At 64.7% G+C, this 15848-nt stretch carries 12 protein-coding genes; 7 read left to right on the forward strand and 5 right to left on the reverse strand.

Annotation, left to right across the window (positions count from 1 at the left end; all coding sequences use genetic code 11):
* Positions 1 to 4: 4 nt before the first annotated feature.
* The 3 genes from C7451_RS00080 to C7451_RS00090 are packed head-to-tail and all read right to left on the reverse strand — an operon-like array spanning position 5 to position 3418.
* Positions 5 to 2029, reverse strand: a complete 2025-nt coding sequence (locus C7451_RS00080) for a CHASE2 domain-containing protein (RefSeq protein ID WP_208625105.1) — start codon at positions 2027 to 2029, stop codon at positions 5 to 7.
* 31 nt (positions 2030 to 2060) lie between these two features.
* On the reverse strand, positions 2061 to 3035 hold the full coding sequence (locus C7451_RS00085; RefSeq protein WP_110296956.1) for an MBL fold metallo-hydrolase: 975 nt from the start codon (positions 3033 to 3035) through the stop codon (positions 2061 to 2063).
* A 47-nt stretch (positions 3036 to 3082) separates the two neighbouring features.
* Positions 3083 to 3418: an STAS domain-containing protein gene (locus C7451_RS00090; RefSeq protein ID WP_244181448.1), complete on the reverse strand. Its 336-nt coding sequence runs from the start codon at positions 3416 to 3418 to the stop codon at positions 3083 to 3085.
* A gap of 138 nt (positions 3419 to 3556) precedes the next feature.
* On the opposite strand from C7451_RS00090, the gene C7451_RS00095 reads away from it, so the two are divergent.
* Complete coding sequence (locus C7451_RS00095; protein WP_110296958.1) at positions 3557 to 4810, forward strand: Coenzyme F420 hydrogenase/dehydrogenase, beta subunit C-terminal domain; 1254 nt, start codon at positions 3557 to 3559, stop codon at positions 4808 to 4810.
* A gap of 14 nt (positions 4811 to 4824) precedes the next feature.
* Here C7451_RS00095 and C7451_RS00100 read toward each other — a convergent pair whose 3' ends face one another.
* Positions 4825 to 5499 carry a spermidine synthase gene (locus C7451_RS00100; protein ID WP_110296959.1) on the reverse strand — a complete coding sequence of 225 codons (675 nt, stop codon included), beginning with the start codon at positions 5497 to 5499 and terminating at the stop codon, positions 4825 to 4827.
* Positions 5500 to 5740: 241 nt separating this feature from the next.
* Here C7451_RS00100 and C7451_RS00105 point away from each other — a divergent pair, with 241 nt between their 5' ends.
* The 4 genes from C7451_RS00105 (at position 5741) to C7451_RS00120 (ending at position 12172) form a co-directional block, all read left to right on the forward strand.
* Positions 5741 to 6010 carry a GlsB/YeaQ/YmgE family stress response membrane protein gene (locus tag C7451_RS00105; RefSeq protein WP_060978063.1) on the forward strand — a complete coding sequence of 90 codons (270 nt, stop codon included), beginning with the start codon at positions 5741 to 5743 and terminating at the stop codon, positions 6008 to 6010.
* Positions 6011 to 6330: 320 nt separating this feature from the next.
* Positions 6331 to 7554, forward strand: a complete 1224-nt coding sequence (locus C7451_RS00110; protein ID WP_110296960.1) for an efflux RND transporter periplasmic adaptor subunit — start codon at positions 6331 to 6333, stop codon at positions 7552 to 7554.
* A gap of 185 nt (positions 7555 to 7739) precedes the next feature.
* Positions 7740 to 10898, forward strand: coding sequence for an efflux RND transporter permease subunit (locus tag C7451_RS00115; RefSeq protein ID WP_110296961.1), 3159 nt, complete (start codon positions 7740 to 7742; stop codon positions 10896 to 10898).
* Positions 10899 to 10915: 17 nt separating this feature from the next.
* Positions 10916 to 12172 (forward strand): DUF445 domain-containing protein, encoded by a 1257-nt coding sequence (locus C7451_RS00120; RefSeq protein WP_244181450.1) that lies wholly within the window; start codon positions 10916 to 10918, stop codon positions 12170 to 12172.
* Between the two features lie 130 nt (positions 12173 to 12302).
* Here the strand turns inward: C7451_RS00120 and C7451_RS00125 are convergent, their stop codons facing one another.
* On the reverse strand, positions 12303 to 13697 hold the full coding sequence (locus tag C7451_RS00125; protein ID WP_110296963.1) for a protein adenylyltransferase SelO family protein: 1395 nt from the start codon (positions 13695 to 13697) through the stop codon (positions 12303 to 12305).
* 37 nt (positions 13698 to 13734) lie between these two features.
* On the opposite strand from C7451_RS00125, the gene C7451_RS00130 reads away from it, so the two are divergent.
* Both C7451_RS00130 and C7451_RS00135 read left to right on the forward strand, forming a co-directional pair.
* Positions 13735 to 14694 carry an alpha/beta fold hydrolase gene (locus tag C7451_RS00130; protein WP_110297387.1) on the forward strand — a complete coding sequence of 320 codons (960 nt, stop codon included), beginning with the start codon at positions 13735 to 13737 and terminating at the stop codon, positions 14692 to 14694.
* A 10-nt stretch (positions 14695 to 14704) separates the two neighbouring features.
* Positions 14705 to 15844, forward strand: a complete 1140-nt coding sequence (locus tag C7451_RS00135; protein ID WP_110296964.1) for a glycosyltransferase family 4 protein — start codon at positions 14705 to 14707, stop codon at positions 15842 to 15844.
* Positions 15845 to 15848: the final 4 nt, after the last annotated feature.

Below are 15848 nucleotides of genomic sequence, written 5' to 3' on the forward strand. Positions count from 1 at the left end.
AGTTTCATGCGGCGGGATTAGCACCCAGATAGCGGAAGGCAACCACGGTGAGGTCGTCGCTGGGATCTGCGCCGTTCTCGAAGCCGCGGACCGCGTCGCGCAGGCTGGAGACCATCGCCGCGGCGCTGGTCTGGTCCGTCAGCAATGCAGCCCGCGTGCGGTCATTGCCGAAGAGCTGACCCGCTCTGTCCTGTGCTTCGGTGACTCCATCGGTGATCAGAACGATGGCCTCGCCGGGCTGCAACACGATGGCCTCGGCCGGCCAGGGATAATCCATGATGCAGAAGGGCGGTCCTCCCTCCATCGCCTCCTCGACCACCCTGCCGTCGCCCGTGATCCGCAACGGATTGTCATGGCCCGCATTGACGAACTCGGCGCGGCCGCTGGCAAGATCGAGTATGCCGAGCAGCATGGTGAGCCCCAGGGCATCGCCGCTGTCGCGCATCAGTTCCTCGTTCAGCATCGCGGCGGTATCGGCAAGCCCGCCGGGGCTGCGCAGCATCACGCTGCGCGACAGGGCCTTGGACAGGGCCATGAACAGCGCCGCAGGCACGCCCTTGCCGGTCACATCGGCAATCAGGATCACGATGCGATCCTTGTCGAGCCGGATGATGTCGTAGAAATCGCCGCCGACCGATTTGGCCGCTTCAAGCTGCGCGGCAATATCGATGCGTGGGTCGAGCTTCGCCAGAGCGGCACGATCGGGCAGCATGCCCAGCTGGATCGCGCGTGCCGCCCCCAGCTCACCCTCGCTGCGATTCTGCGCATCGCGCAGCGCTGCACGCTCGCGCCTCGCCTCGCCGAACAGCGCGGCAAACACCGCGAGCGCGCTGCCGCTCGCCAGCAGCAGCGGACGGATCGGATCGAACAGAAGGTCGCCAAGGCTGAACAGCAGCCAGCTCGCCAGCGGCAGGCCGGCGCCCGCCATCATCAGCACCAGCCAGCGGCTTCGAGCGCCCGCCTGACTGGTGGCGAGAACGAGCAGCACCATCGCGAGCAGCGCTCCGATGATCCATTCTGCGGCCCTGACGATCGGCGGCCGCACAAGCCAGCCGCCCCGGCGGATGGCATCTGCGGCCTGGGCCTGGACGAGGACCCCGTACATTTCCGAACCGAGCGGGGTCGCAACAATGTCCTGCGTGCCCTCTGCGGTCAGCGAGACAACCACGATCTTGTCCTTGAGCTGCGACAGGTCGAACTCCTCCGACATGATCTCGATCGCGGAATGGATCTGCGTCTGGGGCAGATCTGCAAAATGCAGCCGCATCCGCCCCTGGGCGTCAATCGGGATGCGGCGCTGGCCGATGGTCACGCTGGCGGGGTCGACGACGATCTGCGGATCGGTGCCGCTCTGCTGTTCGATGGTGACACGCACCATCTCCAGCGCCAGGCCGGGGACCAGAACCTCTCCGGTCTTCAGGACAAGCGGCACGCTGCGCACCACGCCGTCGGCATCAGGCGCGCCGTTGAGCAGGCCGAAACCGGGCGCGCGTGCCTCCAGCGCCGCCAGATTGCTCTGCACCAGCGGATAACGGACCAGAGCTGGCGGCGGCGAGCCGGTGATGGTGGCCCATTGCGTCAGATTCGCGGGCTCGGCGCCGCCCAGTGTGACGCCGGCACGGCCCAGCACCACCGGCGCGGCGCTGATTGCGTCTGCAAATTCGTCGTCCATGCTGCCCAGCCCGTCGAGCCAGGCCTCGATGGCCGGATCATCGGGCGCATAGAGCCGCGAGAAGCGGGTCGGACTGACCGCATCGGGCTCGACGAACAGAATATCGAAGCCGATGGCAGCGGCGCCGCCTTCGGCGATGCGTCTGGTCATCGTTGCCAGCACCCGGCGCGGCCAGGGCCAGCTGCCGATCACTTCCAGGCTTTCATCGCCGATGGCAACGACACGCACGTCGCTGCCAGACAGGTCGCGCGGTGCAAGATGCTGCCACCCGTCGAACACTGCATTCTCGGCACGCGGGTTCAGCGCGAGGCTGAGCAGGGCGGCGAGGGCAAAGCCTGCCAGCGCGGCCAGCCACATCCCCCGCCGGGGGATCGCAGGACGCGATGGGCTAGAGCTGGACTTCGAGGCCGTCATAGGCGCACAGCACCTCCAGCGGATCGTGCTCGCGGGTCAGTTCCTCGTAGCGCATGCTTTCGGCGTGCATCCGAGCGATGTCGGCATCCGAATAGACCGGTTCGTGATGGAACAGGGCGAGCCTCTTGGCACGTCCGCCATGGCACAGGTCGATCGCGACGATATTGCTCGAATGGCCCCAGTCTTCCTTCATCGACACGCTGTCGGCGAGCGAATACATGGTGTCGCAGATCACCAGATCGGCCTCGCGGAAGAAATGCGCGACATCGGCTTCGCCTTCCATCTTCTCCAGCTTGTGCTCGCTGTCGGTGCTGAACACCGCCACCTTGCCGCTGGCATCGGTGAAGCGATAGCCGAAGCTGCTGTGCGAATGGTGCTGTTCCATCACCTCCACCTGCACTGCACCGATCCGATAGGTCTCGCCGGGCTTGAGCGTCACGAACTCGATCCTGGCGCGCAGCCAGTCGAAAGAGACCGGGAACGAGATTTCCTCCTGCTGCCGCCGCAGCGCGGTTTCTGCATCCTCATGCCCGGAATGGATCACGATATGGGCATTGGGGTCGAAGGCCGGCACGAAGAACGGGAAGCCCATGATATGGTCCCAGTGCAGATGCGACATGAAGAAATGATAGGTACGGGCATGGCCTTCGGAACAGCGGCGCATGGCATCAAGGCCGAAGCCGCGCAGGCCGCTGCCCATGTCGCAGATGATGAAGGGATCGCCAGCCGCCGGATCGCCAGCCTCTATCTCGACACAGGTGGTGGCACCGCCAAAGGTTCCGCTGGTGGCGAAGTCGAGCTCGTTGCGGGCGAAGCTGCGCGCCTCGTCGAGATCGGCAAAGCTTCGGCCCGAAGCCGCCAGCAGCGCCTGCGCCACCTTGTCCTGCACGATCGTGGCCGTCGCTGCGACAGGCAGCGACCCGCGCGTTCCCCAGAACCGGACCAGCATGGCATCTCCCCCCTGTCGTGCCTTGGCGTCCCCATGTCGCCGTTGAACTAGATTGCAGTCTCGATGGTGTCGGTGACGGCGAACAGCTTGTCATAGCGGCTGATCGCCAGGATCTCGCGCATGACCTCGTTGGGACGGGCCAGCGCCATCGCCACGCCTGCGGCATCAGCCTGGCGCTTGGCCAGTGTCAGTGCCCGCAATCCGCGCGAGGACATGTAATCCAGCCCCGCCAGATCGACGATCAGCTTCTTGCCGGCACAATCGGCAGCCAATGTCACGCTGCTCACCAGATGTTCGGTAAAGGCTTCGGCGGTGGCCTCGTCGACGCGGCCATCGGGACTTGCGACGATACAGCCCTGAAGCTGGGCGCTGGACCACTGCATATCTTCTGCCTTTCGCATAGGACGCGAAGCTTAGCGCCAATTTGACTCGGTGGGAAGTTGCCCCGGCCCGGTCCCTGAAAGCTTTACAATTGCGGGATTTGTTGCCCGCAGCCGTCCTTATGCGATAGAAGGCAAGGGATGACAGATGGGGAGAAGGTCGCTGGACGGATTGCGCTGCAGGAATTTGCTCCTGCCGCCCCGCGATCCATGTGCACCGATTGCGGCATCTCGCGCAGCAGCGATCCCAAGGCCTGCGGCCGCGCCTGCCAGTTCATCAAGCCGGATTATCCGCGGCTGGAACGCAAGGTCCATGGTCGCGAGCGCGATGCCGAAAAGCCCGATGAGCTGTTCTTCGGGCCGTTCAGGCGGATGGTCGCGGCCGAACTGGTAACGCCGTCGCTGGGCGCGCAATGGACCGGAATTGTCACCCGCATCGGCGAGCGTCTGCTGGAAACCGGCGCCGTGGATGCGGTGCTCGCCATCGGCCCCCATCCCGAAGACCGCTGGCGTCCGACGCCGGTGCTGATCACGCGGGCCGCAGACATGGCCAGCGTGCGCGGCATGCGGATGGGTTATGCGCCGCTGCTGGCGTTGCTGGAGCCGGCGCGGGCAGCGGGACACAGGCGGATCGCGCTGATCGGCATTCCCTGCCAGGTCTATGCGTTGCGCGCGCTGGAGGCAGAGCTGGGCTTCGAGCGCATCTATGTCATCGGAACGCCCTGCGCCGACAATACCACGACCGAGAATTTCCATCTTTTCCTCAGCTTGCTGTCCGACAAGCCGGACAGCATCTGCTATCTGGAATTCCGCTCGGATTATCATGTGGAGCTGCGCTTCGATGACGGAACGGTGCGTGAAGTCCCGTTCCTGCAGCTTCCCATCTCGGACCTGCCGCCCGATTTCTTTCCGCTCACCTGCCGGACCTGTGTCGATTACACCAATGTGCTGGCTGACATCACCATCGGCTACATGGCCGGCGGCGGCAAGCAGTGGCTCGTCGTCCGCAACGAGCGCGGTGAGGAACTTGTCGCGTTGCTGGGCGACGAACTGCGCTCGCAGCCGGTTATCTCTGCCGGCAATCGTGCAGGTCCGGTCAAGGGCTTTCTGGTCAATACGGAACGGGCCGCGGGCGGTCTGCCGCTGCGCCGGATGCCCAAGGCATTGCGCGGCCTGTTCGGCTGGCTGATGCCGCGAATCGGCCCGCGCGGCGCGGAGTTCGCAAGAGCGAGGGTCGAGATGAAGGCGATCGAGACCGTGCTGCACCTGCGCCGGTCAGCGCCCGCCAGGATGAAGTCGATGATTCCCGGTCATGTCTGGGAACTGGTCAGACGCTATGGCCTGGAGCCTTTGCCCGGCGAGCGTCCGGACCGGCCGGAGCCTCCTGACCTCTAGCGTGCAGTGGAGGTTCAGGGCCGCCTGGCGAGCCATATGGTGTGCCGCGCGCCACCGCCCGTCCGCCGTGCCCGGACGATCTCCTCGGCCACCGAAAAACCGGTCTTCTGCAGACGCCGGGTAAAAGCTGCATCGGGGCCGCTCGACCAGACCGCCAGTACGCCGCCCGGTTTCAGGGCGGCCCAGGCCTGTTGCAATCCCGTGGCGGTGTAGAGCGCGTCATTGCCTTCGCGCGACAGGCCATCCGGCCCGTTATCGACGTCCAGCAGGATGGCATCGTAATGACCGGCCCCTGCGCGGATGATCGCGCCGACATCGCCGACATGCATCTGCACGCGAGGGTCGTCCAGAGTGCCTTCATGGAGATGCGCCATCGGTCCGCGGGCCCAGTCGACAATCTCCGGCACGAGTTCGGCAACTTCTATCGCGGCATCCGAACCGAAGGCGGCGAGCGCCGCACGCAAGGTGAACCCCATGCCCAGTCCGCCGATCAGGATGCGCGGGGCGACCACGTTGCCGATCTGTGCCCGGGCAAGCGTGCTCATGGCCTCTTCCGATCCGCTGAGCCTACTGTTCATCAGCTCGTTCGCGCCCAGCATGATGGAATATTCGCTGCCCCGCCGGATGAGACGCAATGGCGCATCGCCGCCAGGTACGTGGGCCGTGGCGATCAATTCGCGCGGGATCATCCGCCGCATCTTCCGGATGCGGTGATGGCGGAGCAGTGCGGGCGTTCTGTCATGTCTTTCCGCTAGCCGCTCCTTTCGGACAGGCATAGCCCCATAGCTGCGTGGCAGCGGACAATGTGCCGGGTCGCGCGGGCTTGGCCCGTCGCGCCGGGGAACCGTTTCATCGCTCCGCCGTACCTCAGCCAGGATGACCTGCCCCGAAACGCGCGGGATCGGCATCGAGACAAAACAGGAGGAACATATGGGTTTGATTCTGGCGCTGATCATGGGCGGCATCATGGGCTGGCTGGCCAGCAAGGTGATGAATCGCGACGCGCAGATGGGCATTTTCTGGAATGTCGTGGTCGGCTGTATCGGTTCGGTGCTCGGTCGGTTTCTGTTCGGCGGCCTGATCGGCGGCGGAAGCCTGCGTGCGGACGCGTTCGATCCGCTGACGCTGCTGACATCGTTCCTCGGCGCGGTCGTGCTGCTCGCCATTGTCAATCTGGTTCAGCGCGGACGCGCCCGCTGATCGCGCCATCGCTTGCGGGGCGCGCACGAGACACAATCCGCCAGAAGGCGCCGGACCCCGCGTCCGGCGCCTTTTTTGCGCCTGCCATAACCTGGAACAATTGCCATCAGGCCTGACACGTTCTAAGGGCACCGCCTGCAGCGCAGCATTATGGCTTGCGCGCGGTGACTTAATTGGATAACACAGCTCCATGACGTCTCCCCGACGCAGTCGCGTCCACGGGGGGCAGCTTCCATCGCTGATGGCGTGCCCGGCCTTCAATCCTCATCGGGCCAAGGTTCATCCGGCGACAGGATTATCAGATTTGGACGGATCGGGCGATGAATTACGAGAGCAGCTTTGGCGGGGATACGATCACCGCACGCAGCGAAGATCTGTACGGTTCGGAGGGCGAGGTCGAAACCCGCTCGCGTCGCCGCAACACCATCATTGCAGCCATTGTCGCGCTGGCGGTGCTGATTGCAGCAGGCGTGTACTTCTTCGGCGGAAAGCCTGAGACGGCGGCTGGCGAAGGCGCTCAGGCCGGCGCGGGGACGACCGATTCGCAGGCGCCAGCCGTGACCGTGATCGTGCCGGGGTCCGGTGCTGTCGAGCGCGTGATCAATGCAACCGGCACATTGGCCGCCCGCCGGGAAATGCCGATCGGCATCGCGGGCGAGGGTGGTCAGGTCGTTCGCGTTCTGGTGCAGCCGGGCGACTGGGTGCGCACCGGCGAAGTGCTGGCCGTGATTGATCAGGATGTCCAGGCCCAGCAGGCGCGTTCGCTCGCCGCGCAGATCGAGGTGAGCCAGGCCGACGCTGTTCTGGCGCAGAACGAACTCGATCGCGCGCTGCAGCTTGTCGGTCGCGGCTTCATTTCCAAGGCTGATGTCGATCGGCGGCGTGCAACCCGCGACGCGGCGGTGGCGCGGGTGGAAGTTGCGCGCGCCCAGCTGCGCGAAGCGCAGGCCCGTAACGGTCGGCTGAGCATCCGTGCCCCCGAATCTGGTCTCGTGCTCGAGCGCAATGTCGAGCCCGGTCAGGTGGTTGGCGCCGGAAGCGGCGTGCTGTTCCGCATGGCCGCCGGCGGCGAGATGGAACTGCGCGCGCAAATGGGAGAGGCGGATCTGGCAGCGCTCAGCGTCGGTGTGCGCGCCGATGTGCGCCCGGTGGGGTCGGACAGGACGTTCAACGGCCGTGTCTGGCAGGTCGCGCCGATCATCAACGAAACCTCCCGTCAGGGAATTGCCCGCATTGCCCTGGGTTATGACAAGGCACTGCGCCCCGGCGGTTTTGCCAGCGCAGCGGTGATCAGCGGATCGAGCCAGGCACCGGTGCTGCCTGAATCTGCCGTGCTCAGCGACGACAAGGGCAGCTATGTCTATATCGTGGGCAAGGACAACAAGGTCGAGCGGCGCGATGTGACCACGGGTACGGTGACCTCGCGCGGCATCGCCATTGCCAGCGGCATCACCGGCAAGGAGCGGGTCGTGCTCTATGCGGGCGGCTTCCTCAATCCGGGCGAGACCGTGCGGCCGCAGATGCAGGGCGGCAAGCGCAGCTGATCGCGCAACACCGGTGGCGCTCCTGCTTGCGCCGACGGTCGTCGAACACCCGCGTGCGTTGGTCGAGACAATGGCCTGCAACCGGACGTTGCAGGCGCCTACGGGTTGCACGGGCCATGCATCTGGCCGTAATGTGAAAACGTAGCTGGACCGGGCATTGGGTCTGGCGGGACGAGGACAAAGCGATGAACTTCAGGAACATATCGGCCTGGTCGATCCGCAATCCGATCATCCCGCTCGTGTTTTTCACTGGCCTGCTGTTTGCCGGTATCCTGAGCTTCATGCGCATGGACGTGGTGAACAACCCGGACATCGATTTTCCGGCCGTGCAGGTCGTGATCTCGCAGCCCGGCGCGGCGCCGACCGAAATCGAGAACCAGATCACCCAGCGCATCGAAGCGGCGGTGCGCAGCATCAACGGCGTCAAGAATATCAGTTCGACCGCCAGCGAAGGCAGCTCGAGCACGTTTGTCGAGTTCGAGATCGGCACGGATACGATCGAGGCGGTCAACGAGGTCAAGAATTCGGTCGACCAGATTCGCGGCAGCCTGCCCGAAGGCATTCTGGAACCCTCGGTGACCAAGGTCGACGCAACGGGCGAGCCTATCGCCTATTATGCCGTGGAAGCCGACGACATGACGATCGAACAGCTGAGCTGGTTCGTCGATGACACGGTGACCAAGCGGTTGCTTGCGATCGACGGCATGGCTGAAGTGGATCGGTTCGGCGGCGTCAGCCGCGAAATCCGCGTGGTTCTGGATCCGCAGAAGATGCAGTCGCTGGGCGTCACGGCCGCTCAGGTCAACAACGCTCTGCGCCAGATCAACATCGATGCGGCAGGGGGGCGCGCCGATATCGGCGGCACCAAGCAGTCGCTGCGCGTGCTGGGCAATGCCGACAACGCGTTCGATCTCTCGCAAGTCCAGGTGCCGCTCGGCGGTGGGCGGACCATCAAGCTGACCGATGTCGCAACGGTGACCGATGGTTACGGCGAACCGACCTCGATCTCGAAGGTGCGCGACAAGGAAGTGGTGAATTTCGCCATGACCCGCTCCAAGGGCGCATCGGACGTGTCGGTCTATTACGACGCGCTTACGGCGATGGACGAGCTCAAGAAGGAAAATCCGGGCATCGAGTTCATTCCGCTGGGAACGAGCGTCAAATATACCGAAAGCCAGTATGAAAGCTCGATCGCATCGATGATCGAGGGCGCCGTCCTTGCGGTCGTCGTGGTGTTCTTCTTCCTGCGCGATTGGCGCGCGACGATCATCTCTGCCATTGCCATCCCGCTGTCGGCGATCCCGACCTTCTGGTTCATGGACCTGCTGGGCTTCAACCTCAACTTCCTCTCGCTGCTCGCGCTGGGTCTGGTGGCCGGCGTGCTGGTCGATGACGCGATCGTGGAGATCGAGAATATCGTCCGGCACATGCGCATGGGCAAGTCTGCCTATCAGGCGTCGATCGATGCAGCCGACGAGATCGGCCTGGCCGTGGTTGCGACCTCTTTCTGCATCGTCGCCGTGTTCCTGCCGGTCGGGCTGATGCCCGGCATTTCGGGCCAGTTCTTCAAGAATTTCGGCTTCACGGTCGTCGTTTCGGTGCTGATGAGCCTTGCCGTCGCGCGCATGATCACGCCGATGGTCGCGGCCTATTTCCTTGAAGCCAAGGGCCATGCCTCGCATGGCGAAGGCCGTCTGATGGACGGGTACATGAAGGTTCTTGGCTGGTCGATGGACCAGAGCCGGGCGCGCGCCTTTCGTGGCACCAATCCGAGCCGCCGCCGCAAGATCGCGGCCATGTTCCTCGACCATCGCGTCTGGATGATGGGAATCGGCCTGCTCGCCTTCGCGCTTACCGTGGTGCTGTTCGCGATCACCCCGGCGCAGTTCCAGCCGACGATCAACGAGGACAACAGCCGCATCCAGATCGAGATGGTCCCGGGCACGACCCTGGAACAGACCAAAGTGGTGGCCGACAAGGTGGCGGCGATCATGTATCAGCAACCCGAAGTCGAGCGTGCCCTGATCCGCATCCGCGAAGGCAATGGCACGATCTTCGTGACGCTCAAGGAGGATCGCAAGAAGACCTCGATCGAGTTCGAGCGCGATCTTGCCGAGACCTTGCAGGCCATTCCCGATGCGCGCGTAACCTTCGCGTCGCAATCGGGCGGAGGCGGCACCAACCGCGATATCTCGATCATGCTGACCGGGTCCGATCCCGACAAGCTGGATGCCGCAGCCGGCACACTGGTCGAACAGATGAAAGGCCTGAAGCTGATCACGGGTCCGCGTGTCAATGCCGACATGCGCCGACCCGAGATCATCGTGAAGCCACGCGCTGATCTGGCGGCGCAACTGGGGATCACCACCACCTCGCTGAGCCAGGCCATTCGCATCGCGACGCTTGGCGAAATCGAACAGAATGCGGCGAAGTTCTCGCTCTCGGATCGCCAGATCCAGATCCGTGTCGTGCTGCCCAAGGAATCGCGGTACGATTTCAAGACGATCCAGAACCTGCCGGTGCAGACGGCAGCTGGCGGATCGGTGCCGCTCAGCCGCGTGGCCGATATCTCCTTCGGTTCCGGGCCCACGACCATCCAGCGGTACAATCAGGAGCGTCGCGTTTTCGTGGGCGCGGACCTGGCGCCGGGCGTCGTGACCGGCGAGGCCATGACTGCAATCAACAACCTGCCGATCATGAAGAACCTGCCCACCGGCGTCAGCAACAAGCCGTTTGGCGAGCAGGAGTGGCAGGCGGAACTGGCGATCAACTTCGTCATTGCGCTGGTCTCAGGCATCCTGCTGGTGTTCGCGGTCCTCGTGCTGCTCTACAAGCGGTTGATGTCGCCGCTGGTGAACATGGGCTCGCTGGCCCTGGCCCCGCTGGGCGGCATCTTCCTCGTCTGGGTCGTTGGCCAGCCAGTCTCGATGCCTGTGCTGATCGGGGTGCTGATGCTGCTGGGCATCGTGTCGAAGAACTCGATCCTGCTCATCGACTTTGCCATCGAGGAAATGCATCGCGGCGTGCCCAAGCATGAGGCGATCATGGATGCGGGCCACAAGCGCGCGCAGCCGATCGTGATGACGACGGTCGCCATGACCGCAGGCATGGTGCCGACTGCCCTGTCGCTTTCGGGCGATGGTGCATGGCGCGCGCCGATGGGCACGGTGGTGATCGGCGGCCTGATTGTCTCGACATTGCTGACGCTGGTGATTGTTCCGGCCGGCTTCAGCCTGGCCGATGGCGTCGAAAAGCGGGTGGGCCCGTGGCTGCGCAATCGCTTCCTCACCTACAAGCCCGGCGATGACCGGCATGATTCGCCAGAGGTTCAGCCGGCCGAGTGACCGGTCCACACCGTACGATGTCTGCTGCCAACCCGTCCAGACAGGCTGATCCGGCCTGGCGCATGCGCGCCATCGCGACCGGCATGCTCGTGGTCATGGCCGGAATATTCCTGGCGACGCACTGGGCCGAGGCGCATGTCGATGACCGCTGGGGCTATGTCCGCGCCTTTGCCGAGGCGGCGATGGTGGGCGGGCTGGCCGACTGGTTTGCGGTAACCGCGCTGTTCCGCCATCCGCTGGGCGTGCCGATCCCGCACACGGCGATCATCCCGCGCAACAAGGACCGCATCGGCGACACCATGGCGCAGTTCCTGCGCAGCAACTTCCTCACCCCGCTGGTCGTGGCGCGCCGGATGCGCACCATGAATGTCGCAGCGGCAGCGGGGCGGTTTCTCGTCCAGCCGACCGGCGGCGAGGGCCGATTGCGGCTCGGCGCATCGAACATGGTCGCCGATGTGCTCGAATCGCTCGATCAGGACCGGCTGGGGGGCAACGCCAAGGAGGCGCTGAAGGTCCAGCTGGAAAAGCTCGATGTTGCGCCGCTGCTTGGGCAGATCCTGAGCGCGGCGATCGCCGACAACCGCCATCTGCCGCTGATGGACGGGATCATCAAATGGACCCAGCGCACGCTGTTCGCCAATGAGGAACTGCTCAAGGAAATGGTGCGCTCACGCGCCAATTCGATCATGCGATGGACGGGCCTCGACGAGCGGCTTGCCACCGGAATTATCGACGGCCTGCACAATCTGCTGTTCGATATGGCCGAGGATGTCGACCATCCGCTGCGCCACAAGGTGGAGGAAGGGCTGGAAACACTGGCCTATCGACTGCTCAACGATCCAGAAATGCAGGACAAGGTGCGCGGCATCAAGTCGGAGATGCTTGCCAACCCCGCGATGGCGCGCTGGCTCGATGGTCTTTGGGAGCGCAGCCGCGCCGCCCTGCTGCGCGCAGCGCGCGATCCCGATAATGCCCTTTCGGGCCAGTTCGGAGATGGGTTGAGGCAGATCGGCGAATCGCTGATGAACGACCCGCGCATGCAGATGCAGATCAACCGCTTTGCGCGGCGCACGCTGGTCGGCATCGCCAACCGCTATGGCGACCAGATCGTGCGGCTGGTGTCGGAAACGGTGCGCCGCTGGGATGCGCAGACCATTACCGATCGCGTCGAGAATGCCGTGGGCAAGGACCTGCAGTTCATCCGCATCAACGGGACGCTGGTGGGTGGGCTGGTGGGCTTGACGATCCACACGGCGACGGTGTGGCTGGGATAAACGCGCGGCGGTAGACTCATCCCGTCACCCTGAACTCGTTTCAGGGTCCATCTTTCGTCACGCAGCTTCGGTTTTTGCGGCGCGATGGATCCTGAAACAAGTTCAGGATGAAAATTGAAGAACCCCCTTATCAGCCCGCCAAAGCTTCACCCATCGCCCGCACCGCCTCGACCTTTGCGAACAACGGCCCCCAGTCGTCGCGCTCGGCGATGGCCGCCCAGATGCTCTCCACCTCGTCGATCAGCATCGATTGCGGTGCATTGCCCTGCCAATAGGGGTGCTTGCGGTCACGCGCGGCCGCATAGCCCGTCTTGACCTCGCCGAACGCCGCCCAGAGCGCCTCGCCATCGCTGCCGTGCAGCGCTTCGGGGCATTCGGGCGCCGCATCGCCCATCCACGCGAAGAAGAACTCGTCGATGCCCACGCCACCCTGCAGCATCAGCGCCTCGGCCGCGCCGATCAGCACACGGTCCTGCTCCAGCCCCTGCGGCACGACGCCCAACCGCCAGCAGAAGCGCCGCGCCAGCGCCTCCTGATAGAGCGGGCCGAAACGCTCGAGCGCAGCAATCAGCGGCGGCGCGTCGCTGATCAGCCGCAGCGCGACGGCAAGCTGACCCAGGTTCCAGTGGATCGCCTCGGGCTGCCGCCCAAAGGCATAAAGGCCGCCATGGTCGAAATAGGCAGCCGTAAAGCCCGGATCCCATTTCGGCGCGAACCGCCACGGGCCATAGTCGAAGCTTTCGCCGGTGATGTTCATGTTGTCGGTGTTGAGCACGCCGTGCACGAAGCCTGCGACCATATAGCTTGCGGCCAGATCGGCCATGCGCTCGACCGCAAGGTTCAGCAGCAGCGCAGGCTCGTTCTCGCCGGTCCTGCCATCATAGAGCGCATCGAGCGCATAGCGCACCACCCGGTGCATCTTATCCTCGTCATCCTCATAGGCGATGCGCTGGAAGGTGCCGAAGCGGATATGGCTATGGCTGAGCCGCACCAGCACGGCGGAGCAGGTCGGCGAAGGCTCGTCACCGCGCCACAGGCTCTCGCCGGTCTCGATCACCGAAAAGGTCTTGCTGGTATGGACACCCAGCGCCTCGAGCATTTCGGTCGCCAGGATCTCGCGCACCGCACCCTTGAGTGTCAGCCGTCCGTCGCCGTCACGGCTGAACGGCGTCTGGCCCGATCCCTTGGTGCCGAGATCCAGCAAGTCCCCCTTGTCGTCACGCATCTGCGCGAAGAGAAAGCCGCGGCCGTCGCCGATCTGGGGATTGTACACGCGGAACTGGTGCCCGTGATAGGCCAGCGCCAGCGGCTGGGGCAGGTTGCCGGGCAATGGCGCGAACCGACCGAAATGGCGGCACCAGGCGTCATCATCCAACGTCTCCAGACCGACGGTGGCTGCCTGTCTGTCATTGCGAAAGCGCAGCCGCGTTTCCGGAAAATCGGCGGCCTTGACCGGGTGCGCGATGGCATCGGCAATGTCCAGAATGGCGGGATCGGCGCGATAGGCTTGCGGTTCTGCGGTCATCGGGCGATAGTGGGGCGTGAAGGGAGCCTGCGCAACCATGGCGAGCGACAATCGGAGCTATAGCGACGGGTTCTGGTGGTCCAACGACGGCTTGAGGCTGCATTTCCGCGATTATCCGGCGGCGCCCGAGCATGCGGATCGCCCGCCGATCATCTGCATTCCGGGTCTGACCCGCAATGCGCGCGATTTCGAGAAGGTGGCCGAGCGTCTGGCAGGCCAGTGGCGTGTGATCTGCGTCGACCTGCGTGGACGTGGCGACAGCGCCTATGCCAAGGACCCGATGAGCTATGTACCGCTGACCTATGTCCAGGACATGGAGGCGCTGCTGCGCGAACAGGCCATCGACCGGTTCGTCGCCTTCGGTACCTCGCTGGGCGGTCTCATCACCATGCTGCTCGCCTCGACCCGGCCGGGCCGGGTGGTGGGCGCTCTGCTCAACGATGTCGGTCCGCAGCTCGAGCCTGAAGGCCTTGCGCGTATTCGCGACTATGTCGGCCAGGGGCGCTCGTTTCCCACCTGGATGCATGCGGCGCGCGCGCTGTCCGAAGCGCAGGGCGCCGTCTTCCCCGGCCATGGGGTGAGCGAATGGCTCGATCTTGCCAAGAAGACGATGAAGATCGGACCCGGAGGACGGATCGTCTATGATTATGACATGAAGATCGCCGAGCCATTTGCCGTCCCGGGCGGCGAGGCAGGGGTCGATCTGTGGCCGGCACTCGGCGGTCTGGCGACGGCGCAGGTGCTGATCGTGCGCGGCGCGCTGTCCGATGTGTTTGCCGAGGCCACGGCTGAGCGGATGCTGGCGATGCTGCCGCATGGCGCGCTGCTCACGGTCGCGAACAAGGGGCACGCGCCATCGCTCGAAGAGCCCGAGGTGGCACAGGCGATCGACCGCATGCTGGCCCAGGTCGATACAGGGGGCGATTGCGGAGTTGGTACGGCGGCGCTTGCGGAGTTGGTACGGCGGCGCTTGCGACCCAGGCCTGAGCAGCTATAGCCTCGCCCCGATGAAACCTGCCCGCATCCTGCACCTGCACAGTACCTTCGACCTTGGCGGCAAGGAGGCGAGGGCGGTGCGCCTGATGAACCATTTCGGCCAGGCAGCGCAGCACACGATCCTGACCGCGGTGCCCGATGCGCTGGGTGCGCGTGCGGCGATCAATCCCGGCATCCGTGCCGATTTTCCGAACAACGCGCCGTCGCTCGCGGGCAAGCCCAATCTGGCGCGCTACAGGCAGTTTGCCGACTATTTCGCCAATTTCGACCTGATCCTGAGCTATAACTGGGGTGCGATGGATGGGGTGATGGCGCGCACCATCTTCAACTCGATCACGCCGCTGCCGCCGGTGATCCACCACGAGGACGGGTTCAACGAGGACGAGGCGGTCAAGCTCAAGGCCAAGCGCAACTGGTTCCGCATGGTGGCCCTTGCGCGCACGGATGCGCTGGTCGTTCCCTCGCACACGCTTGAGCAGATCGCGCTCAAGGTCTGGAAGCAGCCCGAAAGCCGGGTGCGCCGCATCCCGAACGGCATCGATGTTGCTGCCTATGCCAAGCGCCCGCAGAAAGGCGCGGTCCTCGGTTTCCAGCGGCGCGATGGCGAGATTGTCATCGGCACGCTGGCGGGCTTGCGCGCAGTGAAGAACCTGCCCCGGCTGGTGCGCGCGGTCGCGGCGCTCGACCGGCCCGTACGGCTGGTGATTGTAGGGGAGGGGCCCGAGCGTGCTGCCATCGAAGCGGAGGCGGCAAGGCTGGGTATTGCCGATCGTCTGCTGATGCCGGGATTTCTCAAGAACCCGGCGCGCTATGTCGGGTTGTTCGATATCTTCGCCTTGTCGTCGGACAGCGAGCAGCAGCCGATTTCAGTGATCGAAGCAATGGCGGCGGGATTGCCGGTCGCAGCGCCCATGGTGGGCGATGTCGCGCACATGGTCGCGCCCGATAATGCCATCCTGCTCGGCGAGCCGGGCAGCGAGGCCGGGCTGATCGACAATCTGAAGCGTCTGGCCGATGACCCTGCGCTGCGCACCGCGCTCGGCAATGCCAACCGAGCCAGGGCCGAAGCCGAGTTCGACGAGCGCAGGATGCTGGAACGCTATGCCGCCCTATATGGCCGTGCGATGGGTCGGCCCGAATTCGGGCGCTGACCCC

The sequence above is a fragment of the Blastomonas natatoria genome, from assembly GCF_003201955.1.
In the GTDB taxonomy this organism is placed as follows: Bacteria; Pseudomonadota; Alphaproteobacteria; order Sphingomonadales; family Sphingomonadaceae; genus Blastomonas; species Blastomonas natatoria.

Coding starts and splice junctions, on each gene's coding strand:
- C7451_RS00110 (WP_110296960.1), top strand. CDS start 6,331: ATGAATTACGAGAGCAGCTTTGGCGGGGATACGATCACCGCACGCAGC.
- C7451_RS00130 (WP_110297387.1), top strand. CDS start 13,735: ATGGCGAGCGACAATCGGAGCTATAGCGACGGGTTCTGGTGGTCCAAC.
- C7451_RS00090 (WP_244181448.1), bottom strand. CDS start 3,418: ATGCAGTGGTCCAGCGCCCAGCTTCAGGGCTGTATCGTCGCAAGTCCC.
- C7451_RS00105 (WP_060978063.1), top strand. CDS start 5,741: ATGGGTTTGATTCTGGCGCTGATCATGGGCGGCATCATGGGCTGGCTG.
- C7451_RS00095 (WP_110296958.1), top strand. CDS start 3,557: ATGACAGATGGGGAGAAGGTCGCTGGACGGATTGCGCTGCAGGAATTT.
- C7451_RS00085 (WP_110296956.1), bottom strand. CDS start 3,035: ATGCTGGTCCGGTTCTGGGGAACGCGCGGGTCGCTGCCTGTCGCAGCG.
- C7451_RS00080 (WP_208625105.1), bottom strand. CDS start 2,029: ATGTGGCTGGCCGCGCTGGCAGGCTTTGCCCTCGCCGCCCTGCTCAGC.
- C7451_RS00125 (WP_110296963.1), bottom strand. CDS start 13,697: ATGACCGCAGAACCGCAAGCCTATCGCGCCGATCCCGCCATTCTGGAC.
- C7451_RS00115 (WP_110296961.1), top strand. CDS start 7,740: ATGAACTTCAGGAACATATCGGCCTGGTCGATCCGCAATCCGATCATC.
- C7451_RS00135 (WP_110296964.1), top strand. CDS start 14,705: ATGAAACCTGCCCGCATCCTGCACCTGCACAGTACCTTCGACCTTGGC.
- C7451_RS00100 (WP_110296959.1), bottom strand. CDS start 5,499: ATGATCCCGCGCGAATTGATCGCCACGGCCCACGTACCTGGCGGCGAT.
- C7451_RS00120 (WP_244181450.1), top strand. CDS start 10,916: ATGTCTGCTGCCAACCCGTCCAGACAGGCTGATCCGGCCTGGCGCATG.